The organism is Paenibacillus melissococcoides (assembly GCA_944800085.1).
Classification (GTDB): domain Bacteria; phylum Bacillota; class Bacilli; order Paenibacillales; family Paenibacillaceae; genus Paenibacillus_B; species Paenibacillus_B melissococcoides.
In genome coordinates, this window is the sequence record CALYLO010000003.1 from 332,795 (window position 1) to 358,630 (window position 25,836).

Below are 25,836 nucleotides of genomic sequence, written 5' to 3' on the forward strand. Positions count from 1 at the left end.
TTTCAATCACCGCTTGCAACGCGTGCATGGCAGCCGGCTGCCATACATGCGTTGTTTGCGTTGGCCGCGCTGCTCGGCGGGCAGCGGTTAGGCTGCCTTAGATGACAAGTTTGTAAGCTTGCGAAAGGCTTTTCCATGTCGGGCCCGCCCGAAAACGGTTATACTGAAGAAAAGAAACGAACGGATGATTCGCCTGCATGATGGGAAAGGAGATAGAAATATGGAGGTTCTAAGAGCGGAGCAGTTATCGAAAGTATACGGCACCAAGGGAAAAATGACGTACACGGCGCTGAAAGACATTCATCTGCATGTGGATGAGGGAGAATTCGTGGGCATTATGGGCCCGTCGGGGAGCGGGAAGACGACGCTGCTCAATATTCTCGCGACGATAGATAAGCCGACTTCCGGCAAGCTCTGGATTAACGGAACGGAGCCGACGAAGCTGAGCAACAAGAAGCTGGCCCATTTCCGCCGCCGGGAGCTCGGGTTCGTGTTCCAGGATTTCAATCTGCTGGATACGCTCAGCATTAAGGAGAATATTATCTTGCCGCTGGCGCTGGATCAAATCTCGGCGCGCGATATTGAGCAGCGGCTGGCCGATACGATTCGCTGGCTGGGGATCGAGCCGATTCTGGACAAGCGGACATACGAGGTATCGGGGGGACAGAAGCAGCGGACAGCCATTGCGCGTGCGGTGATTCATCAGCCTTCTCTGCTGCTGGCGGACGAATTGACCGGGAATCTCGATTCGAAGGCGGCGAAGGAAGTGATGAACGCCCTTCAAGATCTGAATGAGAACCAGAACCGCACCATTCTCATGGTGACGCATGATCCGTTCGCAGCGAGCTACTGCAAGCGGATTTTATTCATCAAGGACGGACAAATCTTTTCCGAGCTGCGCCGCGGTTCGAACCGGCAGACGTTCTTCCAGCACATATTAGACTCGCTCAGTCTGTTAGGGGGCCAATTCGATGACGTACCGACAGCTCGCTATCAATAATATTAAAGGCAGCTGGCATCGGTACAGCGCTTATTTTCTGAGCTGCGTCTTTGCCGTCATGATTTTTTTCGTGTACGCGTCGATCATTTACCATCCGGAGGTGGCGGACGGCAAGATCCAGGAAAGCGACTATGTGCGGCAGCTGATGATTGTATGCGAAGTTCTCATCATGGTGTTCTCGTTTTTTTTCATTCTGTACTCAAGCTCCGCTTTTCTGAAATCCCGGCAAAAAGAGCTTGGCCTGCTGTCGCTGTTCGGCTCGACCAAAGGACAGCTTCGCATGCTCGTATTCTACGAAAATATGCTCATCTCCATCATGGCAATTGGTGTAGGCATCGGAAGCGGCATGGTGCTGCTGAAGCTGTTCCTGATGGCGATGTCCCGGCTGCTGCGGGTGGACGCGCCGCTGAGCTTCTATATAAGCCCATCCGCGATCGGTCTGACATCCATCGGCTACCTTCTGCTGTTCGCCTTCATTACGCTCTTCTCGGTGCGCCATGTGAGCCGGGTCGAGATTATCCATCTGATACGGGCGGACAAGGAGCCGAAGTCGCCTCCCAAGTTTTCCTGGTTCCTCGTGTTCCTGTCGGTTCTAACGCTCGGCAGCGGGTACGGTCTGGCTTATGTGACCGATTTCAGACTGTTCGTTCTGTCGGCGATGCCGATTATCGGGCTGACTGTGCTCGGCACGTATTTTTTGTTCACGCAGCTCAGCGTGGCGATCATTCGGGGGCTGCAGAAAAATAAGCGGTTCTATTACCGGGGCACCCATCTCCTGAATGTCTCGCAAGCGGCCTTCAAAATGAAGGATAATGCCCGCGTGCTGTTCAACGTGTCGATACTCTGCGCCGTCGTGCTTACCGCCACCGCTACCGTATACGCCTTCGATCAAGGGACGCGGATCTCAATCAGACTCAACAATCCGTTCGTATTGACGATGTCCGCGGGCAAGGCGGATCACCCTCCGGTCACGCCGGAGCGCATCGAACGGCTGGCGGAGCAAATGGAGCATCACGTCACCTTCTCCGACAAGGCCCGCGTCGTCGATGCGAAGGTGACGGAGGGCAGGCTGGAGTATTATTGGGCACTCGTTGGGGAATCCGACTATAATCGGCTTGCCGGAGAGCTGGGGTATGACCCTGTCCGGATTGAGCAAGGTAAAGGGATTCTGGTCAATCAGCGCGATATGCTGCTTAATGCGGATTTCTCCGAGGATATGCGGGAAGGCGAGCGCCTTTCTGTTCGGGTCGAAGGTCAAGCGAAGCCGTTTCAGCTTGAGGTTCAGGAGGTGCATGAGAACCAGATCGTATTGACGAGGAGCGTCAGCTACCGTTTGTTCGTCGTTCCTGACGCCCTGTTAGAACGAGTGTACCGGCAGGCGCCGGCGGATCAGGCGCAGACGTTGTATGTCATGAACTGGACCGATTGGGAGGATGCGATGCCCCTGATGGAACGGATTCGGGAGATGCGGGATCCGGCTTCGGAATTCGAGATGTACAGCCGGACCGAGGATTGGAACGATACCCGGCAATCCTCCTCGCTCGGACTGTTCATCGGCTTGTTCATCAGTCTGCTGTTCTTCATCGCGAGCGGCAGCGTCATCTACTTCAAGCTGTTCACGGATCTGCAGGATGACCAGGCGCATTTCCGGGCGCTGACCCGCATCGGTCTGTCGGTCGCGGAGATTCGCCGCGTCGTGACCTTTCAGGTGGGGCTCATCTTCTACGCCCCATGCATCGTCGGCAGCATCCATACGCTGTTCGCGATGAAGACCTTGACCAATCTGATGAATATCAATGTGATGGGCTACGGCGTTACCGTGGTCGGCCTGTTCGTTCTGATGCAGACGCTCTATTTTTTGATGGCGCGGCGCGCTTATATGGACAAGATTTTGGAGGAGGCCGTCGTCTAGCTTGACGCGATCTTCCATCCGTGTCGAATGATGGATAACCCCGTTGTTATTGTTACTGGATTGATACTTTTTCTCGCCATCTTTCATGCATAATAGAGGCAGAGTGTCTCAAGTGAATGCGGTTAACGTGAAGGCGGGAAAGTGAGTTGACGGCAATGGGGAAACATCATGTCAGCTTCAGGAGGGGCAGCTGGCTCGGCTTGGAATTGCTTCTGCTGGGCGTTCTCTTTTTGGTGTCTTCAGCATGCGCTTCAAGCGTTTCCCACCGGGGAGAGCAAGAAGACGCGCAGCCTCCCGGCAAGGAAGTCATCGTCTCGATTGACGGAGGCACATTCGTTCCAACTTTGTCGGAGCGCATCGTTGTCAGCTATGAGCCATCCATGAAGCTTGTCGACGCGCTGAAGCAATCCGGAACCGTCAAAGTATCGGAAGACAAGTCCACCATCGTCTCGGTCGGCGACGTGGCTCTCGATCCGAAGATGGAATGGGGCCTGCTGCTGAACGGGAAGGAATATGTGCTGCCATTCGCGATGGAGAAGAAGCTGAAGCCTGACGATGTCGTCGGCGTCTTCATCAAGAAGCTGGGGGTCCGCACGAACCATGTGGCGGCTCCCGGCGTTACGCTTCGCATCGACGGCGGTACGGTCGCGCCGAACATTACGAATTCCTATCTTGTCCGTTGGACGGAGGAATTGACGCTCCAGGAGCTGGTTCAGAACTTAGCCCAGATCAGTCTGGACGAGGACCAGAAGCATGTCCTTCGCATCGGCGAGAAGGAACCGGAGGCCACGGCGGTTCTCACCTTGAAGCTGAATGACAAGAAGCTGAACTACAGTCAGGATGCCAAGCGGAAGCTGGAGCCTGATGACGAGATCGAACTCAAGATTACACCATAAATAAATGGGGTACAGACGGGACAAGCCCTTGCGACGCAATGCACGATTGCGGCGCAAGGGCTTGTTGACGTTATCCGGACGTGTCTGGTCTTGCCTGTCCGTTTATTTGATGACCGCGATCTCGACTTCCCGCGGCCGGTACACGGCGATCAGCTGGCCTTGGCAATCGGCAGCGAACATGACGGTGCGCTCGCTGGCCAGCTTGAAGGCGTACGTTGTTCCGTTGTCCGGCTGGACGATGCGGACGGTCTCGTCCTGCCCCGATTCGGACACGAACAGATAGAGCCGGCCCTCCGCGAAGGTGAGGCATCGTCCGTACACTCCCGGGCGGCAGCCGCCTTCCTCCCAGCGAAAATCAGGTTCGATGGACGCGGTCTGGATGGCATGCGCGTACAGCTCGGCGACGGAGGAATGCCGATCGTTCCATTCGATCGGGAGGCCGATCCAGAGCAGCTTGCCGCGTCCTATCGGCCGCTCCACGAGCGCGGGCGCGCTGCCGTCGGCATTCGTTTCTTTGAACACTTGCTTGATCTTGCGGCCGCCGAACGAGAGCGGAATCTCCCGCCCTTCGAGGAGGAAGCGCTCCTCGCGCACGACGCTGACGAGGCGGCGCGGGCCGAGCAGGCTGTCCATCCGCGCGGTCGCCTGCCAATATTCGTTGCGGCCGAGCGGGCCGGTAATGAGCAGGGTCGCGCCGGATCGCTCCGCGAAGGAGAGCAGGCGATCGAGGGCCGCATCGGTCAAATGGTGCGGAGACGGCACGATAATGAGCCGCGGCGGCATATCATCCAGCGCTTCAAGCTGGTATTCTCCCATCGCCCGGAACGGAGCCTTCAATTCATAGGCCAGCACGCGCGCCGCCGTTGACGTCGCTTCGGCCGCCATCCGCCGGTTCGACAGATCATTCGCTTCCGGGTAGACGACGACGATCGGTTCCAGCTCGCGATCCCGGAACAGCGGGGCTGCCGCCTGCATGAATGCGCCGAAGTCATAGGAGACATCGGCTTCCGGCTTCTCCGTGCCGTCCGCGCGCAGCGCGCCGATATTGGATTCATTCACGTTGTTCATATAGAAATTCGTGTTCCAGATCCATTGCACCGCTCCGGCGCAGCCGGTCGCGAACGCATAGGCGTATTTCCGTTCCAAAATGTTGCGCAGCTGCTCCTCCGTCCGCAGGGCGAACCCGTCCGGCGTCATGCCGTACATGATGCCCGTCTCCTGAATGAGATTGGGCTTGTACGGCGTTTTGGTGAACACGCCGTCCCAAATAAGCCGATCGTACAGCCACCATGAATGGTTCGACGTATAGTCGACGGACGCTTCATAGAAGAACGGGCTTGGCCGCTGCGCCGCCAGCGCCTCATCCTGGCCGACGCATACGAGCTGCTCCGGCTGATGGAACGAAATCGTGTCGCGCATCGCCTGCCCCCACCGGTTGAGCATCTCCATCGTGAACAGCGAATAATCCAGCCAACGCGTGCCTTTTTTCTCCTTAATCATATCCTGAGCATCGAAGTTGATCTCCTGCGGCTCCGGCGGCACAATCGCATGGAAGCCCGGCACCTGCTCCGGCGTCATGCCCCAACGCTCCTGGAGCAGGCGGATATCGCCGGCGTAGCGTTCCTGAAGCCACTCCCGGAAGGCCGCGATCTCATACTTGTCCTTCGCGCTGCGCGGTCCGGCGAAGACCCGCTTCGGATCGAACAGGGACGGCTCGTTAATCAGATCCCAGTGGACGAACGACGAGTGGCGGTGCCGCTCGACGACAGCCCCGATGAAACGCTTCTGCGCCTCGATGCTGCGCGGATCGAGATAAGGGTTCGAGCCTTCCCACAGCTCCGGCGCGAAGGAGAAGAAGTTGAAACATACTTCGATGCCGTGCTTCTTCGCGGTCAGGAAGAAGGCGTCCAGGGCGCACAGCACATCCTCCGCCGGATGTCCGTCCACATACATGATGTGGCGGTAGGCGGTCCAGATGCCGGTGCGGATCAGATTGATCCCGGCCTTCTTCATCTGGGCCATATCCCGATCCCACACTGCCGCGTTCGGCAGGAACACGAACTTGCGCGCCACATCGCTCGACATATACGTCATGCCGACGATGGGGACGGGAACGCCGTCGCGTTCGAAGTAATCCCGGCCCGCCTTCAGGAAGGAGCCGCTGCGCAGCAGAGCCTCGTCGCGGCACCAGAAGCCCTGCCGCAGCAGGCGGACCTCGCCGGTGCCGCTTACGAGCCGGGCATTTACCCGGTACATGCCCGGAGCGAGCACAGTGTCCGGCGTCAAGGTCAGCCGCTCCAGCTCCCGCCCGCAGCGGACGGCGAGCTCGCTGCGCCACAGCACCTCGCCGTCGTCCGCCGTCAGCTCGACGCTGGCCTGCCAGACGATTTCCGCTTCCACTGCGTCGGCCACGCTTCGCCGCGAAGCGGCCAACGGTCCGCCGGCGCCGTAGCTGCCGCGGGCCGCGGGCAGGAGCTGCGTCTGCAGGGTCAGCTTCGGACGCTCGCCCGGCTCATAGCAGGCCAGGCCCGGCTTCAGCCACCAATCGCTGACGCCGTACGAGCAATAGCGGGCCCATGCCAGGAGCGCCTCCGCTCCCGCCTGCTCGAGGAACGCCGCCGTCAGCGGCTGGTTCACGAACAGCCAGCGGGTGCCGGCGAACTCGCCCTTCGTGTTCTCGAGCAGCACGACGGGGGCGCCGACCTCCCGGCCATCGCGGTCCAGCGCGATCACGAGCGGAATGATGTGGGCATCCATCGGACCGGCGGAACCGTGTTCGCCGGGGCAGTCGTCGTGCCGGGTCACCCAGAGCACGAAGCTGCATGTCGGCGAGGCCGGCCACAGCGGCGCCGCCTGCTCGAACAGGGGGCGCTCCGCGTTGGCGGCGAAGCGCTCGAACCGTTCCGCCTGCACCGGCATGCACTCGTGGATGCGAAGGCGCTGGTGATAGGCCGTCTGCTCCGGCTCTGCCGTCCACCCGCCGCCGTCGCGGTAGACGGGAATGCGGAAGGGGGAGCCGCCGGCGCTGAGCAGATGTCCGCCCCGTTCGAGGAACGCGGCGATGGACGTCCACGCGCTCTTCGGGAAGTACGGGGCGTGCAGGTTGATAAATACGCCGCCCTGCTGCGCGTCCAGCGCCTCGGCAAGCTGATCCGCTTGCACGATATTCCATTCGGCGGCGAGGCGGTCCCGCATGCCGGAAGGGAGTGCGCCGCTGGCGGACGGGAAGGCTGGATCATATAGGCATACATAAGAAGTCTTCATTGCAGTAGCTCCTTTAAGTGCGTGTTCAAAAGGCCGCAGCGGACTTTTCGAACCATCTTTTTAAATTGAAATTTTTGAGTTGACGCTGTTCTCATTATAGGGGAAGCGGGCAGGACTGTCTTTATAAGAAATTCCCGTCTCATGGTTGGTGCTGAGGTTCGATGGCAACTGCAGCGGCAAAAGCCCCGGAGGGCGAATGGAGCGGCCTGAGCCACATGTGAACAAACCCGAGAAAAATTGACACATTTGCTGTGCGCGTAATCACTCGCTATGCTTCCAGTTAGAGGTAAAATACAAATATAAATGTATGTGAAAAAAGTAACAATACGTGAATAAGGATTTTCGATTGTGACAAGTCCAGCGGTATGATGTCAAGTCCCTGATTGATGAGAATTGGAAAATTTCCTTGGCGTGCAGCAGGATCAATCCCAAAAAAGGCATCACCAAACTAGACCCAGTCGAAAATTAAGTAAAATACCATAATTTAACTGGGAATTAGAGAAGAAAATTCATGAGCCAAGGCATTATTGCTCTGTCGGCTTCACCTTCCTTCTGGGCGTATAGAGTTGGTCGTTGCGTAGCAGCACATCGACCAGACGCACAAGTTTTCTTGCCGTTAAGACGAGGGCACGTTTGTGTTGATGCTTAGGGACTTCATTGAATTTCTTCCGGTAGTACTCCCCGAATTCCGGGTCGCGGTTTTTTACCGAGTTGGCAGCTTCAACAAGGTAGTAGCGAAGGAATCGGTTGCCGGAACGAATGCGCTTTGTATCTTCCGCCTCGAAGGAGCCGGATTGGTGCTTGCGCCACGTCAGACCCGCATACTTGGCCAAGGCGGCTTGATCCGTGAAGCGGTCGATGTCGCCGATCTCGGCCAGGATGCCTGCGGCATAGACCCGATCAATGCCCGGAATGGAACGGAGGCACTGGCTGCTGGAAATGCCGTCTAAAATGCGCTCAATCGCCTTGTCGAGCTCTTTAAGCTGACTCTGGATGCTCCGGATCGACTGAATTGAGGTGCCCAGCACCAAATCAATGGAATCCTCGACAACCTTCGAGAGACGGTACGAGGCCCGAGCCGCCTTTTGAATACAGCGGGCGACGTGTTCGGGATCGGGGAAACGATTTCTCCCCTTGTCCTTGAGATAGTCAGCCAAACGGGCGACATCCATATTCGCCATCTCATCCAGACTATACTTTTCCGAGAGCATTTCCATGATGGCATGGCCGAACACGGAACTGTCCACCTCCGCGCGAAAAGCATTGCACTTGTAGAACAGATTTTGCAAAAAGTATTGCTTCTCGCGGGTAAGGTTGTGTACGAGATGGAATCGCATGCGAGTGAGCCGCTGCAAGGCGATGTACTGTTCCTGCATCACGATAGTCGTCGTGAGTCTGCCAAAACGCAGGCGGTCTGCAATGATCCAGGCATCGATGCGATCGGTTTTGTCCAGGTCGGCATAAGCGTCTTTGAATTTGTTAATCAGCTTCGGATTAATGGTGAACACCTTGGCATTCAATTGTTGAAGGGCCTCATCTTCATGCAAGTACATGGCTGGATGCCAGCTGTAGACGGATGTGGCTTCAAGCCCGATATGAACCTCAGAGCAGGCTGTCTTGACCGCAGCAGAAATGATGCGATCCCGCAAGTAAGAGGCGCCGTGCAGATTGTTGGTGGTCTTGAAGGTCTCCAGGGTGTCGCCATCCGATTTCATCAAACAGGCTTCCAGTTCTTCGGAACTGACGTCAATACCGACAAAAAGCTTCAAGAGAATTCCTCCTTTCTATAAGGGATTCAGGGAACGGACTCTCCGGACTGTCTCCGGCGCACTCGCCGATCAATCACCCTCGCATATGAGAACACGCTTCGGTTCATGAGCTGCCCCGACGCTGCTACAGTCGGGCATGAGTTGCCGAAGGGAACAGCCAGCGGGTAAGAAGTGCAAGCGAGTACCGGAGAAACAGACTTAAAAAGTAGATTGGACTACAGGAGGGAGACGAATTTCCCCGAATGGAACCCTAAGTTCCATTGTCCAGAGACATTCCGGAAAGTCCAGTCCCCATATTAATTTTCAATGTGCAAGCTGGAAATTTTGAAGGCATTCTATGTTCCTATAAAGGACTGGAAAAAGACTCAAAACTGCCTTCAGGAAATACTATACGAGGAGGGACCACCATGGAACGAAAATGGCGGCTGGTCGTCGTAGGCAACGGCATGGCAGGCATCAATACGGTGGAGCAGCTGTTGAAGCTGACCGACCGATACGACATCACGGTCATCGGGGAGGAACCGCATCCCAACTATAACCGGATTCTGTTGTCTTACGTGCTGGAGGGCAGCAAGAAGCTGGATGACATCGTATTGAATCCGTATTCGTGGTATGAAGAAGCGGGCATTACGCTGCTGGCGGGCGAGAAGGGGGAGCGGATCGACACCGAACGCCGCGTCGTCCTGACCGATAAGGGCCGCGAGGTGCCGTATGATCGGGTCATCGTCGCGACCGGATCGACGCCATTCCGGCTGCCTGTGCCCGGCGCGGACAAGGAGGGCGTCGTCGGCTTCCGCAGCATCGAGGATTGCGATCGCATGATTGCCGCAGCGGGAACGTATAAGACGGCAGCCGTCATCGGCGGCGGTCTGCTCGGGCTCGAAGCGGCCAAGGGGCTGGTTCAACTGGGCATGGACGTGACGGTGGTCCATCTGCCTGATTATGTGATGGAGCGCCAGCTCGATATGACCGCGGCGCGCCTGCTTGAGCAGGAACTGGAGCGGCAAGGCATCCGGTTCGCGCTCGGCAAGCAGACGGTGGAGATTACGGGCGGCGAGCGCGTGGAAGGCTTGCGCTTCATCGACGGGACGGAATTGCAGGCGGAGTTCGTCGTGATGGCGGTCGGCATTCGCCCGAATGTCGGCATCGGCCAGGCGAGCGGCCTTAACGTGAACCGGGGCATCGTGGTGGACGACTGGATGCGGACATCCGCCGAGGACGTCTACGCCGTTGGGGAGTGCACGGAGCATCGCGGCATCTGCTACGGGCTCGTCGCTCCGCTGTTCGAGCAGGGCGCGGTGCTTGCCAAGACGCTCGCCGGCGTGGAGACGAAGCCGTATGAAGGCTCGGTCTGCTCGACCAAGCTCAAAGTGTCCGGCGTCGATGTCTTCTCGACAGGCATCTTCCTGGAGACGCCGGAATGCTCCACCCTGACCTTCCATGACGGGTGGAAGCGCACGTACCGGAAAATCGTGCTCCGGGACAATATCATCGTCGGCGCCGTGCTGTTCGGCGACACGGATGATGCCGCCAAGCTGGAACGCCTCGTGAAGCAGGGAGCGGCCATGACCGATGAGCTGTACCAGGAATTGACGGGTACGGGAGGCTGCTGCGGCTCGAAGGCGAATGCGGCCGCCGAGTTAGCGGATGACGATATCGTCTGCGGCTGCAATGGCGTGACCAAAAAGATGATTTTGGACGCCATCGCGAATAACGGCCTGACGACGCTGGACGAAGTCAAAGCATGCACCGGCGCTTCCCGCTCCTGCGGCGGCTGCAAGCCGCTGGTGGAGCAGCTGCTCCAGCATGCCCTCGGCGACGGCTTCGAGGCAGGCGCCGTCAAGCAAGGCATCTGCGGCTGCACCGAGCACTCGCGCGACGAGATTGTCGCCGCGATTCGGGAGCAGGGCCTCCATACGGTACATGAAGTGATGGCTGCGCTGGAATGGAAGCAGCCGGAGGGCTGCTCGAAATGCCGTCCCGCGCTGAACTACTATCTCGGCATGATCTGGCCGGAGAGCTACCGGGACGACAAAGCGTCGCGCTTCGTGAACGAGCGGATGAACGCCAACATTCAAAAGGACGGCACCTACACGGTCGTGCCGCGCATGTACGGCGGCATGACCTCGCCGGAGGAACTGAAAAAAATCGCGGATGTGTCGCTTCAGTATAACGTCCAGCTCGTCAAAATGACGGGGGGACAGCGGATCGATCTGATCGGCGTCAAAAAAGAAGATGTGCCGAAAGTATGGGAGGCGCTCGATATGCCGTCGGGCTATGCCTACGCCAAATCGCTGCGCACGGTCAAGACCTGCGTCGGCTCCCGATACTGCCGCTTCGGCACCCAGGATTCGCTGGCCATGGGCGCCCTGCTGGAGCGCAAGTTCGAGCGGATCGATTACCCGGCCAAGTTCAAAATGGCGGTGAACGGATGCCCGCGCAACTGCGCCGAATCCTGCACGAAGGATATCGGCATCGTCGGCAATGACGGCGGCTGGGAAATCTATATCGGCGGCAACGGCGGCATCAAGCCGCGGCTGGCGGATCTGCTGTGCAAGGTCAAGACGGATGAAGAGCTGGTCGAGATGACGGCGGCCGCCATTCAATATTACCGCGAGACGGCCAACTATTTGGAGCGGACGTCGGAATGGGTAGAACGAATCGGATTGGATGCGATCCGGCGTACCGTGGTGGAAGACAGCGAAGAGCGCAAGCGGCTCGTCGAACGGATCAACATCGCTCTCGCCCAGGCGGAAGATCCATGGAAGCAAGTATTGGATCAGCCGGATTTGCGGAGCAAGCTGTTCGAAGCCGTTACGTTGGAGCAATAGCGGAGAGGAGGAGACGAGCATGGCCAAATCAGTGGATGGAGCGTTTGTGCCGGTAGGGGAGATGGAGCAGTTTTTGCCGCGAGTGGGGCGCGTCGTGCGGATGAATGGCGCCGCGGTCGCAGTCTTCCGGACGGAAGGCGGATGGTATGCGCTGGAGGATCGGAGCCCGCATCCGAAGGGCGGCCCGCTCAGCGAAGGAATCGTATCGGGACATTATTTGTACGATCCGCTGTATGACTGGAAGATCGATCTTCGCGACGGCCGCGTCCAGGCGCCCGACAGCGGACAGGTAAAGACCTATCCGATCAAGGCGGAGAACGGCATCGTGATGATTGCGGCAGGCGGGGCAGGCCGTGACGGCAGCATATAGACAAAAGATCCGTTAGCGGCATAGAGAAGAGAGGAGAGGAGACGCGATTGTTCAAGGGATCCCTGGAAGCCGTCAATGAAGCGGTAGAGGCGAAGAAGAAGCTGATGCAATCGGGGCTGTCGCGTTATATCGTGTCGGCGATGCTGGCAGGCGCCTATGTCGGCTTCGGCATTATACTTATTTTTACGGTCGGCGGCAGCTTCAAGGCGGCAGGCTCTCCTGCCGTGCCGCTGGTGATGGGCATGTCCTTCGGCATTGCCCTCACCCTGGTCATATTCGCCGGCTCCGAGCTGTTCACGGGGAATAATATGCTGTTCACCGTCAGCTCCTTGTCGGGAAGAACGCCTTGGCGGACGACATGGGCAAACTGGTGCATCGTCTTCCTCGGCAATCTGCTTGGGGCGGTTCTGTTCAGTCTGCTCATTCGAGGATCGGGCGTGTTCGGCGCCGTGCCGGCCGATCATCTGCTGTTCACGGCAGCGGCCACGAAGATGAAGCTGCCGATCGATCAGCTTTTCTTCCGCGGCATTCTGTGCAACTGGCTCGTCTGTCTGGCGATCTGGACGGCGATGCGCGCCAAGGAAGATATCGCCAAGCTGGTATTGATCTGGTGGATGCTGTACGCCTTCATCGCCACCGGGTTCGAGCACAGCGTGGCCAATATGTCCCTGCTGACGACGGCATTGCTGCTGCCTCAGCATCCGGAGACGGTGACGCTTGCGGGATGGCTGCATAACATGATTCCCGTGACGCTGGGCAATATCGTCGGCGGAGCCATTTTCGTCGGCATGGCCTATTGGTTCATCAGCCCGGTCCGGAAGCAGTCATAACGCGCATTCAGCGCGGCACATCTCTGGATATAGTCAGCACATCAGCATTACATCAAGAGCACATCAATGAAAATGCATGAATCAAGAGAGCCTGAAGCGGGAGCAATCATCCGGCTTTGGGCTTTTTTGATGTCAATAAAAGGGGGCCTTGCTGCTTCAGCCTCTTGTTGCCGCCCGACTTGCCCGAAAATGCTGCAAAAGTGCAGCATTCGGATGGCTGCTTCTTATCCGGGCTGGAATTCCTGCAGAAGTACATCAATTTAGTGACATCGCGAGAAGTAGGGGATAGATTGGGCCAAAATGATGCACTAGCGCAGGGATTTTTACAAAAATAAGCTTAAATGGCGAAAATTGATGTATTATTGCAGTATTTTGGTGAAAATGAGCAAATTGCGGATTGCAACTGAGCAACAAAGGATTGCAACTGGGCAAATGCGGACGGGATGCGCTTGCGCAGGCCCGAAATTGCAAAAAAGCCAGCAACATCAAGCTGCTGGCTTCGATATGCGATTGGATGCGGAACGAAGGGGCCGTTATAATCGAATGACTAGATGCGGCAGATCTCCTTCGGACACATTTCACACCGGCAGACGTCCCGCAGATGATCCAGCTCGCGGATGACAATCATGCCGCTCTCGTATTCGAGCACGCCCTTCTTGCGGAGATCGCTCAGCATCCGGTTCACGCTCTCGCGGGTAGCGCCAATCATGTTCGACAAATCGGTGTGCGTAATCTTCTTGTTGATGAGCACGCCGCCGTCGTCCAGCTCCTCTCCGTACGTGTTGGACAGGCGGATCAGCGTCGAGCACAGCGCGCCCGGCTTGCCGTACATCATCAGATCGCGGAATTTCGTCTGCGTCAGACGATGGTGGATCCCCATCCATTTCATGAAGTCGATCGAAAAATCGCAGTATTGACAGATTAAAATCTCAATATCCTTCTGATCGATCAGGCCGAGCTCGGCTTCCTCGATCACTTCCGCCGTGAAGCTGTGCTTCGTGCTGTTGAACTGGTCGACCTGCCCGATCATGTCTCCGGCTTGATACATATAGAGAATCAATTCCTTGCCTTCATCCGTCGATTTCGTTATTTTGACGCGGCCGCTCTTCAGAATGAAGAGCTTATCGGACACGTCGCCTTCCCAGAATAGATGCGAGTTCTCGGGGTAGGTCCGATCCTTCGCAATCTCCAACAGCCGCTGTCGGTTCTGCTCCGAAAAACACGATAAGTTGCAGTGTTCGCCGAGTTGTTCCATCATGTTGGCCACTCCATTCGCCTCCAATTGTCTATTTCCAAAGTTATTTATTGGGTTTTATGATATATCATGTGACATGTTTCACTAAATCCTTTGATACTACTATCATGTACGTTCCAGCGAGTCTTGTCAATTTAGAAATGTTTAAATTTTTTACAAATTAGCGACAGATTGTGACGAGTGTCACAAAGTCTGGACGGGCTGTAAAAGATAGACGAAAAAAAGAGTCAACATGTGATGTGGATCACATACAGATTTGCAGCAATAAGCTACACTAAGATTGTGAAAAGATTCACAAATAATAACCGAGGAACATCGGATGATATCCGCAGATAAATAAAGCAAACCGACAGAAATGCGGAACCCCGGGTTGACTTGGTCTACGGAGCGGAGGCGGAGAAGATGGCAGCACAACCAAAAGCAACGGCAGTAGAAAAGAAAAATGTCCCGAATGCACAAGAGCATATTGATCAATTGGTGGCACGCGCCAAGAAGGCTCAAGCGGCATTTATGGACATGACGCAGGAACAGATTGACACGATTGTGCAGCAAATGGCGTTGGCCGGTCTCGACAAGCATATGCATTTGGCGAAAATGGCAGTCGAAGAAACGGGCCGCGGCGTGTATGAAGACAAGATCACGAAAAATATTTTTGCCACGGAATACATCTTCAACTCGATTAAGTACGAGAAAACCGTCGGCGTCATCGAGGACAATCCGAATGGCGCTTATATGAAAATTGCGGAGCCGGTCGGCATCGTGATGGGGATTACCCCGGTCACGAACCCGACGTCCACGACGATGTTCAAGGCGCTCATTTCCATTAAGACGCGCAACCCGATCATTTTCGGATTCCATCCGTCGGCTCAGAAATGCAGCGCGGAAGCAGCCCGCATTTTGCGCGACGCCGCGGTCAAATACGGCGCTCCCGAGCACTGTATCCAATGGATTGAATATCCGTCGATGGACGCGACCAATGCGCTGATGAATCATCCGGATGTGGCGCTCATCCTCGCGACAGGCGGGGCGGGCATGGTCCGGGCGGCGTACAGCTGCGGCAAGCCGGCGCTCGGCGTAGGCCCGGGCAACGTGCCATGCTTCATTGACAAGACGGCGGATCTGGAGCAGGCGGTTACCGACCTGATTCTGTCCAAAACGTTCGACAACGGTATGATCTGCGCATCCGAGCAGGCGGTCATCATCGAAGAACCGGTCTTCGCCGAAGCGAAAAAGCTGATGCAGGCCAAGGGCTGCCGCTTCCTGACGAAGGAAGAGACCGGCAAGCTGCAGGGCATGGCGATGAAGGCCGAATCCTGCGCCGTCAATCCGGCCATCGTCGGTCAATCGGCGAAGCAGATTGCGGAAATGGCAGGGATCTCGGTGCCGGACGATACGAAGATTCTGGTGGCCGAGCTGGATGGCGTCGGACCGAAATACCCGCTGTCCGCCGAGAAGCTGAGCCCGGTGCTCGCCTGCTACAAGGTGAAGAACGCGCAGGAAGGAATCGATCGGGCAGCCGAGGTCGTCGCCTTCGGCGGCATGGGTCACTCCTCCGTCATTCATTCTCACGACGACGACGTGATTGGCCGCTTCGCGGACCGTCTGCAGACCGGACGGATTCTCGTCAACTCGCCGTCGACGCACGGCGCGATCGGGGACATTTACAATACGAATATCCCTTCGTTGACCTTGGGCTGCGGCTCGTACGGACGCAACTCGACGTCTTCCAACGTAACGGCCGTCAATCTGCTCAATATTAAACGGGTGGCGAAGCGAACTGTGAATATGCAATGGTTTAAAGTGCCGAACAAGATTTATTTTGAAAAGGGCGCAACGCAATATTTGGCCAAAATGCCGGACATCCACCGGGTGATGATCGTCACCGATGCCATGATGGTGAAGCTCGGGTACGTCGAGAAGCTGGAATACTATCTGCGCCAGCGCCGGACGCCGGTTGCGATCGAAGTCTTCTCCGACGTCGAGCCGGATCCGTCCACGAAGACGGTCGAGCGCGGGGCGGAAATGATGCGGAGCTTCGAGCCCGACTGCATTATCGCCTTGGGCGGCGGCTCGCCGATGGATGCCGCGAAGGGCATGTGGCTATTCTACGAATATCCGGATACCGACTTCGACAATCTGAAGCAGAAGTTCCTGGATATCCGCAAGCGCACATTCAAATATCCGCGCCTTGGCCAGAAGGCGAAATTCGTCGCCATTCCGACAACGTCCGGTACCGGATCCGAGGTCACCTCGTTCGCGGTCATCACGGACAAAGAGAAGGGCAACACGAAATACCCGCTGGCAGACTATGAGCTGACGCCGGACGTGGCTATCATCGACCCTGAATTCGTCTACAGCTTGCCGAAGACGGCCGTGGCCGACACCGGTATGGACGTCCTGACGCACGCGATTGAAGCTTACGTCTCCGTGATGGCGAGCGATTATACAGACGGACTGGCGATTAAAGCCATCCAGCTCGTCTTCGAGAACCTGGTGAAGTCTTACCGGGAAGCATGCCCGAAAGCGCGTGAAAAAATGCATAACGCCTCGACCTTGGCGGGAATGGCGTTCGCGAATGCGTTCCTTGGCATCAACCACAGCTTGGCGCATAAGTGGGGAGCGCAGTATCATACGGCGCACGGACGCACGAATGCGATTTTGATGCCGCATGTCATTCGCTACAATGCGAAGAAGCCGACGAAGTTCGCTTCCTTCCCGAAATATGACCATTTTGTCGCCGATGTGCGCTATGCCGAAATCGCCCGCATTCTCGGGTTGCCGGCCCGCACGACGGAAGAAGGCGTGAAGAGCCTGATCGAAGCCATCCGCGGCCTGAACCGCGAGCTGGGCATTCCGGAGTCGTTCCAGGAGCTGGGCTTCGATGCGAAGGATTTCGAATCCCGCGTCGACTATCTGGCGGATCGCGCCTTCGAAGACCAATGCACGACCGCCAATCCGAAGCTGCCGCTTGTGTCCGAGCTGGCGGAAGTATACCGCGACGCTTTTTATGGCCGCTTCGAATAAGATAAGTTGCGTCAACTAGCACATCAATAAGCACTTCATTAGCACATCACTAGACATGAACAGGCAGCGGAGAGCAGCGGCTCTTCGCTGCTTTTCCTATTTCCGGGGAAGGGGGGAACAAAATAAACGGACTTTTATCTATTTTATGTGATTCATTTCACAAAAACCCGCTTCTTTTGTGATGTTTATCACAACCAAACTACGTGAAAGGAGGTACAATTAAGGTGCAGCAAGGATAGAGGCTGCAGGGCAGCGGAGACGCTGCGTTAGCCACTCAGGCAGGAAAAAAGCGGGCGGTTATTGAAGTAGAAGGCGGAACATAACGGCCGCATACCCTTAAACGTGAAATTCATCACAACTTAGTAAGGTTAAGGAATAGAGAGAACCATGTCGGGTGGCGCCTTCTGTTGCAAGCACATACGAAAAGTAAAACGGTATGGAGGGATTACGATGTCGGTGATGGAACGTAATAACACAGAAGCAAAAGGATGGCGTGGATTCAAAGCGGGAAAATGGCAAAATCACGTGGATGTGCCGAACTTCCTGGAGAACAACATCTTGCCTTATCATGGTGATGAATCCTTCTTGGTCGGACCGACTCAGAACACGAAAGATCTATGGGATATCGTAAGCCAATTGTCGAAAGAAGAGCGCGAACGCGGCGGCGTGTGGGATGTCGATGTCAATACGCCATCGACGATTACATCGCATAAGCCAGGCTATTTGGACAAAGATAAGGAGAAAGTGGTCGGCGTGCAAACCGACGCTCCATTCCGACGTTCCATCCAGCCGTTCGGCGGCATCCGGATGATGATTGATGCCTGTAAAGCGTATGGCTTCGAAATGCCTGATGAAATTATCAAGATGTTCACGGATATTCGCAAGACGCATAACCAAGGCGTATTTGACGCATATACTTCCGAAATGCGGATGGCCCGCAAAGCCGGCATCATTACTGGCTTGCCGGACGCGTACGGGCGCGGACGCATTATCGGCGACTACCGCCGCGTTGCATTGTACGGCGTAGATTTTCTCATTAAGATGAAACAGAAAGATCTGAAGGATCTCGAAGTTGACGTGATGACGGATGACGTTATCCGCGATCGCGAAGAGCTGTCCGAGCAGATCCGGGCGCTGACGGAGTTGAAGCAGCTGGCCGAGATGCATGGCTTCGATATTTCCAAGCCGGCGCAAAATGCGAAGGAAGCTTTCCAATGGGTCTACTTCGGTTACTTGGCAGCGATCAAAGAGCAGAACGGTGCGGCAATGTCCCTCGGACGCGTATCGTCTTTCCTCGATATTTATATCGAACGGGATCTGGAGGAAGGAACGCTGACCGAAGAAGAAGCCCAAGAACTGGTTGACCACTTTGTCATGAAGCTGCGGATCGTCAAATTCCTGCGTACGCCGGATTACAATGAATTGTTCAGCGGCGACCCTACATGGGTAACCGAATCGATCGGCGGTATGGCTGTCGACGGCACGACCCGCGTCACGAAAAACAGCTTCCGCTTCCTGCACACCCTGTACAACCTCGGACCGGCTCCAGAGCCAAACCTGACGGTGCTGTGGTCGACGAAGCTTCCGGAAGCATTCAAAAAATATTGCTCCAAAGTATCGATCGAGACGAGCTCGATTCAATACGAAAACGATGACCTGATGCGTCCGATCTATGGCGATGATTACGGTATCGCCTGCTGCGTATCCGCCATGCGCATCGGTAAGCAAATGCAGTTCTTCGGCGCCCGCGCCAACCTGGCGAAATGTCTGCTGTACGCGATCAATGGCGGCAAGGACGAGAAGCTGGGCTTGCAGGTCGGACCGGAGCTTCCTCCGATTACGAGCGAAGTGCTTGATTACGACGAAGTCGTCAAGCGGTTCAAGCAGATGATGGAGTGGCTGGCGAAGCTGTACATGAACGCGCTGAATGTTATCCACTATATGCATGATAAATACAGCTACGAGCGGATCGAAATGGCCTTGCATGATCGTGAAATTCTCCGGACGATGGCATGCGGCATCGCGGGCCTGTCGGTCGCAGCCGACTCGCTCAGCGCCATCAAATACGCGAAGGTTAAACCGATTCGCAACGAGCAAGGCATCGCGGTGGACTTCGAGACGGAAGGCGAATATCCTTGCTACGGCAACAATGACGACCGCGTAGACAGCATCGCGATCGACCTGGTTGAATCGTTCATGAATATGATTCGGAAGCATCATGCATACCGCAATGCGCTCCCAACTCAATCCGTATTGACGATTACGTCGAACGTCGTCTACGGTAAGAAGACCGGTACGACGCCGGATGGACGCAAAGCGGGCGAACCGTTCGCTCCTGGGGCGAACCCAATGCACGGCCGCGACCGCAAAGGAGCGCTCGCTTCGCTGAGCTCCGTTGCGAAGCTGCCTTATGAGCACAGCCTTGACGGCATCTCGAACACGTTCTCCATCGTGCCGAAGGCGCTCGGCAAGGAGCTCGAATCGCGCAAGTCGAACTTGACGTCGATGCTGGACGGCTACTTCAGCAGCAAGGGGCATCACTTGAACGTTAACGTATTCGACCGCGAGCAGCTGCTTGACGCGATGGAACATCCGGAAAATTATCCGCAATTGACGATTCGCGTATCCGGATATGCGGTCAACTTCATCAAGCTGACGCGCGAGCAGCAGCTCGATGTCATCAACCGCACATTCCACGGCAGCATGTAATCAGACATGTGAGCCGGAAGAGAAGGGACCGTGAGCGACATGATTGGACGCATACACTCCGTAGAAACATTCGGCACGGTGGATGGGCCGGGTATCCGATTCATATTGTTCATGCAGGGCTGCGCCCTGAAGTGCAAGTATTGCCACAATCGGGATACCTGGGATCTGCACGGCGGCACCGAGATGTCCGTAGAAGAAGCGCTCTCGGAAATCGAGTCCTACCTTCCGTATTATCGCAGCTCCGGCGGCGGCTTGACCGTATCGGGCGGGGAGCCGACATTGCAGGCTCCCTTCGTGAAGGAACTATTCAAGCAGGTGAAGGCGCGTTGGAACTTGCCGACAGCGCTCGATACGAACGGCGTCAACGATGTGACGAAGCTGACCGAGCTGTATGACTTGACCGATCTGGTGCTGCTCGATCTCAAGCATATCGACAATGAGAAGCACTTGGCCTTGACCGGCGTGCCGAACACGCGCACCCTGGAGACGGCGCGCTGGCTGTCAGACCACGGCAAGAAGATGTGGATCCGGCATGTGCTCGTGCCGACGATTAACGATGACGAGCAGGATTTGCTAAATCTTGGCCGCTTTATCGGCACGCTGCAGGGCGTCGAGAAGGTGGATGTGCTTCCATACCACCAGATGGGGGTCTATAAATGGGAGCAGCTCGGCGAGAAATACCCGCTGGAAGGCATTCCGTCGCCGACGGCGGAAGAAGCGGAGCGGGCGCAGCGGCTGATTGAACAGGGCCGGGCCGAAGCCGCAGCTCAAAAATAATCGCATATTGCTACATGGAACGTGCAGTGTCATCCTGCGAACAGGGACGCTGCACGTTTTTTGTCCGCTCACAATCTCCTGAGCTTCTCTCACGCAAGATCTTTATGATCCCTATCGCCGCTGCGGGTCATCCGCCAGAGAAAGACAAAATATGATAAACTATTTGCAGTGATGAAAACCTGAAAGTTGCGGTCATGCGGGATTGTGGACGAGGGCGAGGCGCTATATCGCCGTCTGGCGGAAGCAGGCGTCGAGGCGCAATGCAAGCGATATCTTGGCGTGAACCACGGCTTCTTTCAGCTTGCCGGCATCAGTATGGCAGGCAGACAGGCGATTCAAGATGTCGCCGCCATCCTGGCCAATGAGCCTATAAATATAAGGTTGAAAAGCTCCTGAACCGGAACGTGCCCGTTCTGAATGCAGGAGCTTTTTGCCGTGCGAGGAGATAAATATCCCTGGCCGGCCCCCACCCCCGGGTCGCAGCCCATGATGTAGCTGTCCCCGAAGGTCGCACCCTGTGCCATTCCAACCGACAAAATCCGACAATAGGATGTTCGAGCGCCTTATTTTTTGGTATGTTTATTATCACACATTAGACAAAAAAGGGGGGGCTCGAATGAATAGTCCGGCACCGAAGCCGAATCATTATGTAAGCGAATTCATAAAAGAGCGGATGGTTTCCTTTTGGACCCGGAAATGGATGGGGAGGCTCTGGTTCCGGTTCCTCCTTCCTTATTTATTATTTCTCATCTTAACCTTAACCGCCGGCTGGATCGCTTACCAGGAGACGATCGACGTGCTGGAGCGGGAAGTGCTGGAGCGGAACGACAAGGCGCTGCACCAGGCCCAGACGCTGCTGGAGACCCGGATTGCGGAAGTGGAGTCCATCGTGCAGCAGGTAGCCGATCACCCGAAGGTCAGAGGCTTCCAGGTCGTGCAGAAGCCTTTTGCCGGCACGAACACATACAAGGTCATGAGCACGCAAAAGGCGCTTGATGATTACAGCATCAGCAACCGGTTTTTGAAGAATTATTTTATCGTATTCCGCAATAGCTCGCTCGTCATCTCTCCGCACCGGGTGGAGTGGCTGGATGCATTCTACGGGGATGTGCTCCGCTATCGGGATTGGGATATGACCGAATGGCGGGAACTGACGCTGGAGACGTATCATTCCAAAGATTTCATCGGACTTCATACCGTTAAATACGGATCAACCGAGGAGGAGATGATCACGTACATCTGTTCGCTCGGGTATCCCGGTTATTACCAGGGAGCGGTCGTGGCGCTTATCCCGCATGCGGAAGTGGGCAAGCTGCTCAGCGGCATCAATGTGCAGGCCGGGGGCTGGGTGCGCGTGCTGGACAAGAGGGGACAGCTTATTGGTTTGGCCGGAGACGAAGCCGGGAGCGGACAGCCGGGAGGAGAGGATGATCTGGCAGGCATCCTGGAACGGTCGAACACCCATTACCGGACCGAGCTGAACGGGAGGGACATGCTCGTCTCGAAGAGGATGTCTCCGAAAACGGGCTGGACTTATATCGCCGCGCAGCCGGCGGACGAGGTGCTGGAGAGCGTGCATGCGATGAAGCGGACAACCTTCACGCTGGTTGGGCTGTCGCTCATCGTCATCGTGCTGCTGGCGCTGTGGCTCTCCCGCCGGAACAGCCGTCCCTTGGAAGGGCTGTACTCTTACGTGCATACGAACGCGAAGCCGGGAATGGGACAGCGGAGCCGCAAGTCCGACATCTTCGGCTATTTGCGCGATGCATTCACGGAACTGCTCGAGACGGCGAAAACGCTGGATCAGAAGCTGAGCGAGCGGCAGGAATATGCTCGCATGGCGGTGTTCGATCGCTGGCTGCGCGGGGGGTACGCCACCGAACAGCAGCTGGAGTCCTCGCTGGCGCATGCGGGATTGCAGCGGAGCGCCACCATGTATGCGGTCGCGGTGCTTCATCTCGGCTGGCATGGCGACGATTGGAGCGCCCCGGTCCTCGATGAGATGGGGCTGAAAATGCTGGTCGTGAAGGAGGAGGCGTCCGGCTTGGAGCGGATTCCCTTCGATCTTCACGAGGCAGGCCAGGATCAGGTCGCCTTGCTGTTCTACGGCACCGGGGCGGGGACTGAAGCGGACGGCGATGCGTCCATCCGCTTCGCGGCCTTGATTGAACAGACATTGATGGAATTGAACGAGCGTCTGAAGAGCGCCCATATTTTGCCGATGTATACGATCGGCGGCATCGTCACCGATCGGATGGATGTGCCCTGGTCGCTGGAACAGGCCCAGCAGTTGTACGGAATGTCCGACGGAGGCCAAGATTGGATCTGGTGGAACGAGGAGGAGCATGCGGATGCGGGAATGTACCGCTTCAATGCCGAGATGGAGACCCGGCTTACCCACGCCGTCCGCGGCGGGGATGAGGAAGAGGTGGCGAGATTATGCCAGACCGTCTGGCAGGACAATTGGGAGAAGCGGCCGCTTACCTGTCCGATGGAGCGATGGCTGCTGATGGAGATGTATGCCGCGGCGATGAAGCTGGCGCAGTCGCTCGATCTGCCGCTGCAGACCGACAGCGCGGCCTTTCAGCAAAAAGTACTAAAGAAAGGGTCGGAGCTGCATAAGCTGTTCCCCCTCGTCCGGAACGAATTCATTCAAATGAGCCGGACGGTTCATGAACGCAAGCACAGCCGCAACGCGACGCTGCTCGAGGATATCATGGCCTGCATTCGCGAGGGCTATGTAGATTCATCGCTGTCTCTCACCGTCATCTCGGATCGGCTCCAGGTATCGGAAGCCTATGTATCCGCCTTTTTCAAGGAGCAGACCGGCCGGAATTTCTCGGATTATGTGGAGGAGCTGAGGCTGGAGCATGCCAAGCGTTTAATGCTGGAGGGGGACGCCTTGACCTCGATTGCCGAGCGGGTCGGCTACAATTCCTTGAACTCGTTCAGCCGCGGCCTTCAAGCGGGCGCACGGGATGAGCGCCACCGAATATCGAAAATGGTTAAGCGAACAAAAAAGGAATAATGACTCTTCGTAAAAATCGCACAATCGCTAAAAACGGCTTCTTTTCCCGTTGCGGAGTCCCGTTATACACTGTGAGCACACAGCGGACTGCTGGCGAGGGCAAGCCCGCCAGCCATCATCGCAGCGACAGATGTAAGCGTCATCATCGCTGCGCCGATATAACGGTCCCGACCGGGAACAGGAGGTGTGCTTTTGTCGGAACAATGGCAGCCAGAGGCAAGAACATCCATGCCGGCAGCGGCGGCGATACCGGCGCGCAAGCCCGTGTTCGTATCTTATTTGAAGCGATCATGGCAGCTGTACGCGCTGTTCGCCCTTCCGCTGCTCTATGTCATCTTATTTAAGTACGGTCCGATGGTCGGCGCCCAGATCGCCTTCAAGGACTACAACGTCGTCAAGGGCATATGGGGGAGCGACTGGGCGGGATTCAAGCATTTTGCGCGCTTTTTTAACTCCTATGATTTCTGGCGCATTATGCAGAACACGCTTATTATCAGCCTGTATTCCCTTGCGGTCAGCACGCCGTTGCCTGTGCTGCTCGCCCTGAGCCTCAATGCGGTGCGGATTCGGTGGTTCAAAAATACGGTGCAAATGGTCAGCTACGCGCCCCATTTCATCTCCACCGTCGTCATGGTCGGCCTGCTGCTGCAGTTCCTCGATCCCCGATCCGGCATGATCAACCAGTTTTTGGGCCTGTTCGGAGTAAACCCGATTCATTTTATGGGGAAAATGCAGTTTTTCAAGTCGATCTTCGTCTGGTCCGGCATCTGGCAGCATATCGGGTTCTCCTGCATTATCTACCTCGCCGCGCTGTCTACCGTCGATCCGGCCCTGCATGAGGCCGCCGTCCTGGACGGAGCCGGGCGGATGAAGCGAATCTGGCATATCGATATGCCGGCGGTGCTCCCGATTGCCATGATTCTGCTCATCTTGAATACGGGCCAGCTGCTGGAGACCGGGTTCGAGAAAATTTATTTGATGCAGAATCCGCTGAACCTGAAGACATCGGAAGTGATCGACACCTACGTGTACAAAATCGGATTGTTGTCCCAAGCGATGAATTTCTCGTACGCGACGGCGATCGGCCTGTTCAAGTCGGTCATCTCACTCTTGCTTATCGTGATGGTGAACTATACCGCCCGCAAGACCGGGCAGGAGAGCTTATGGTGACGGGAGGGAGGACATAGATGGATTCACTGGCTCATGATAAAAGCGACCGTCTCTTCCATATGGTGAACAATGCGGCGCTTGGCGTATTTCTCCTTATCGTGCTGTATCCGCTGCTGTATGTCGTAAGCGCTTCCTTCAGCTCGGCGAGCGCCGTCATTTCCGGCAAAGTATGGCTGTGGCCGGTCGAGTTCTCGCTGGACGGCTATGAAGCCGTATTCCGGCACCGGATGGTATGGACCGGTCTGCAGAACACGCTGCTCTATACATTCGCCGGCACCTTGATCAGCGTGCTGGTCACCGTGCTGGCGGCTTACCCGCTGTCCCGGAACGACTTCAAGGGGAGACGAGGCTTCACGCTGCTGTTCGTATTCACGATGATGTTCAACGGCGGGCTCATTCCGACCTATCTGCTCGTGAAGGAGCTCGGCATGCTGGATACGGCCTGGGCCATGGTTGTCCCGGCGGCCTTGTCCGTCTGGAATGTAATGATTATGATGACGTATTTCCGCACCAGCCTTCCGCTGGAGCTGCTGGAATCGGCGCAGATGGACGGCTGCAGCGACTTCACCTTCCTGCTGCGCATTGTGCTTCCTTTGTCAGGGCCAATCATCGCCGTAGTAACCTTGTTCTACGCAGTGGACCAGTGGAATCAGTATTTCAATGCCTTGATTTTCCTGAAATCAGAGAAATTGTTCCCGCTGCAGCTCGTTCTCCGGGATATTCTCGTCCAGAACCAGGTCAGCCAGGAGACGCTCGGGGACGCGAAGACGGCAGCCGCGCGCCAAGGGTTGCGGGAGCTGCTCAAATACTCTCTCATCGTTGTATCTTCCGTGCCGCTGTTGGCTATCTATCCGTTCGTGCAGAAATATTTCGTGAAGGGCATGATGATTGGCTCGATCAAAGGATAAGGCATGAAAAAGGCGCAAGCTTCGGCATCGGCTTTTTGAAGCGTTTGCATCATTTGGCATAGAAGGTAAGATGGCTAAGAACAGGACAAAAGG

Annotated in this window: 16 protein-coding genes; 13 read left to right on the plus strand and 3 right to left on the minus strand. The window is 56.3% G+C overall.

Features of this window, described 5'->3' with window-relative positions:
• Positions 1-220 precede the first annotated feature (220 nt).
• From OCY70_RS13230 to OCY70_RS13240, 3 genes are all read left to right on the plus strand, one after another.
• Positions 221-1,000, plus strand: a complete 780-nt coding sequence (locus OCY70_RS13230) for an ABC transporter ATP-binding protein (protein ID WP_213426840.1) — start codon at positions 221-223, stop codon at positions 998-1,000.
• Entirely contained in the window at positions 972-2,912 is a 1,941-nt protein-coding gene (locus OCY70_RS13235) for an ABC transporter permease (RefSeq protein ID WP_213426839.1), read from the plus strand. The genes OCY70_RS13230 and OCY70_RS13235 overlap by 29 nt, the downstream gene beginning before the upstream one ends.
• 155 nt (positions 2,913-3,067) lie before the next feature.
• A complete protein-coding gene (locus OCY70_RS13240; RefSeq protein WP_213426838.1) occupies positions 3,068-3,808 on the plus strand; it encodes a hypothetical protein in 741 nt (246 codons plus the stop codon).
• Positions 3,809-3,910: 102 nt separating this feature from the next.
• Here the strand turns inward: OCY70_RS13240 and OCY70_RS13245 are convergent, their stop codons facing one another.
• Together OCY70_RS13245 and OCY70_RS13250 are read right to left on the minus strand one after the other, a co-directional pair.
• Positions 3,911-7,072 carry an alpha-amylase family protein gene (locus OCY70_RS13245; RefSeq protein WP_213426837.1) on the minus strand — a complete coding sequence of 1,054 codons (3,162 nt, stop codon included), beginning with the start codon at positions 7,070-7,072 and terminating at the stop codon, positions 3,911-3,913.
• A 524-nt stretch (positions 7,073-7,596) separates the two neighbouring features.
• Entirely contained in the window at positions 7,597-8,841 is a 1,245-nt protein-coding gene (locus OCY70_RS13250; RefSeq protein WP_261944499.1) for an IS110 family transposase, read from the minus strand.
• A 407-nt stretch (positions 8,842-9,248) separates the two neighbouring features.
• On the opposite strand from OCY70_RS13250, the gene nirB reads away from it, so the two are divergent.
• Genes nirB through OCY70_RS13265 form a run of 3 tightly spaced genes read left to right on the plus strand, consistent with a single transcriptional unit; the run spans position 9,249 to position 12,872 of the window.
• Positions 9,249-11,672, plus strand: coding sequence for a nitrite reductase large subunit NirB (gene nirB / locus OCY70_RS13255; protein ID WP_213427810.1), 2,424 nt, complete (start codon positions 9,249-9,251; stop codon positions 11,670-11,672).
• Positions 11,673-11,691: 19 nt separating this feature from the next.
• Entirely contained in the window at positions 11,692-12,042 is a 351-nt protein-coding gene (gene nirD, locus OCY70_RS13260; protein WP_213427811.1) for a nitrite reductase small subunit NirD, read from the plus strand.
• 47 nt (positions 12,043-12,089) lie between these two features.
• Positions 12,090-12,872, plus strand: coding sequence for a formate/nitrite transporter family protein (locus OCY70_RS13265; RefSeq protein ID WP_261944898.1), 783 nt, complete (start codon positions 12,090-12,092; stop codon positions 12,870-12,872).
• A 547-nt stretch (positions 12,873-13,419) separates the two neighbouring features.
• On the opposite strand, the gene OCY70_RS13270 is transcribed toward OCY70_RS13265, so the two are convergent.
• Positions 13,420-14,130, minus strand: coding sequence for a Crp/Fnr family transcriptional regulator (locus OCY70_RS13270; RefSeq protein WP_213427813.1), 711 nt, complete (start codon positions 14,128-14,130; stop codon positions 13,420-13,422).
• Positions 14,131-14,529: 399 nt separating this feature from the next.
• Here OCY70_RS13270 and adhE point away from each other — a divergent pair, with 399 nt between their 5' ends.
• The 7 genes from adhE (at position 14,530) to OCY70_RS13305 (ending at position 25,743) form a co-directional block, all read left to right on the plus strand.
• Complete coding sequence (adhE, locus tag OCY70_RS13275) at positions 14,530-17,151, plus strand: bifunctional acetaldehyde-CoA/alcohol dehydrogenase (protein WP_213427814.1); 2,622 nt, start codon at positions 14,530-14,532, stop codon at positions 17,149-17,151.
• A gap of 450 nt (positions 17,152-17,601) precedes the next feature.
• A complete protein-coding gene (pflB, locus tag OCY70_RS13280; protein ID WP_213427815.1) occupies positions 17,602-19,860 on the plus strand; it encodes a formate C-acetyltransferase in 2,259 nt (752 codons plus the stop codon).
• Between the two features lie 39 nt (positions 19,861-19,899).
• Positions 19,900-20,637, plus strand: coding sequence for a pyruvate formate-lyase-activating protein (gene pflA, locus OCY70_RS13285; RefSeq protein ID WP_213427841.1), 738 nt, complete (start codon positions 19,900-19,902; stop codon positions 20,635-20,637).
• Between the two features lie 186 nt (positions 20,638-20,823).
• Entirely contained in the window at positions 20,824-21,033 is a 210-nt protein-coding gene (locus OCY70_RS13290) for an alpha/beta hydrolase (protein WP_249724924.1), read from the plus strand.
• A gap of 220 nt (positions 21,034-21,253) precedes the next feature.
• Positions 21,254-23,665: an AraC family transcriptional regulator gene (locus tag OCY70_RS13295; protein WP_249724927.1), complete on the plus strand. Its 2,412-nt coding sequence runs from the start codon at positions 21,254-21,256 to the stop codon at positions 23,663-23,665.
• A 192-nt stretch (positions 23,666-23,857) separates the two neighbouring features.
• The gene (locus OCY70_RS13300) at positions 23,858-24,835 is read left to right on the plus strand and encodes an ABC transporter permease (protein WP_213427816.1); all 978 of its coding nucleotides are present in this window, start codon (positions 23,858-23,860) and stop codon (positions 24,833-24,835) included.
• Positions 24,836-24,852: 17 nt separating this feature from the next.
• Entirely contained in the window at positions 24,853-25,743 is an 891-nt protein-coding gene (locus OCY70_RS13305; RefSeq protein WP_213427817.1) for a carbohydrate ABC transporter permease, read from the plus strand.
• The last annotated feature ends 93 nt before the right edge of the window (positions 25,744-25,836 follow it).

Excerpts from the sequence above, each read along its gene's own strand:
- OCY70_RS13230 (WP_213426840.1), top strand. The coding sequence starts at position 221 with ATGGAGGTTCTAAGAGCGGAGCAGTTATCGAAAGTATACGGCACCAAG.
- OCY70_RS13235 (WP_213426839.1), top strand. The coding sequence starts at position 972 with ATGACGTACCGACAGCTCGCTATCAATAATATTAAAGGCAGCTGGCAT.
- OCY70_RS13240 (WP_213426838.1), top strand. The coding sequence starts at position 3,068 with ATGGGGAAACATCATGTCAGCTTCAGGAGGGGCAGCTGGCTCGGCTTG.
- OCY70_RS13245 (WP_213426837.1), bottom strand. The coding sequence starts at position 7,072 with ATGAAGACTTCTTATGTATGCCTATATGATCCAGCCTTCCCGTCCGCC.
- nirB (WP_213427810.1), top strand. The coding sequence starts at position 9,249 with ATGGAACGAAAATGGCGGCTGGTCGTCGTAGGCAACGGCATGGCAGGC.
- nirD (WP_213427811.1), top strand. The coding sequence starts at position 11,692 with ATGGCCAAATCAGTGGATGGAGCGTTTGTGCCGGTAGGGGAGATGGAG.
- OCY70_RS13270 (WP_213427813.1), bottom strand. The coding sequence starts at position 14,130 with ATGATGGAACAACTCGGCGAACACTGCAACTTATCGTGTTTTTCGGAG.
- adhE (WP_213427814.1), top strand. The coding sequence starts at position 14,530 with ATGGCAGCACAACCAAAAGCAACGGCAGTAGAAAAGAAAAATGTCCCG.
- pflB (WP_213427815.1), top strand. The coding sequence starts at position 17,602 with ATGTCGGTGATGGAACGTAATAACACAGAAGCAAAAGGATGGCGTGGA.
- pflA (WP_213427841.1), top strand. The coding sequence starts at position 19,900 with ATGATTGGACGCATACACTCCGTAGAAACATTCGGCACGGTGGATGGG.
- OCY70_RS13295 (WP_249724927.1), top strand. The coding sequence starts at position 21,254 with ATGAATAGTCCGGCACCGAAGCCGAATCATTATGTAAGCGAATTCATA.
- OCY70_RS13305 (WP_213427817.1), top strand. The coding sequence starts at position 24,853 with ATGGATTCACTGGCTCATGATAAAAGCGACCGTCTCTTCCATATGGTG.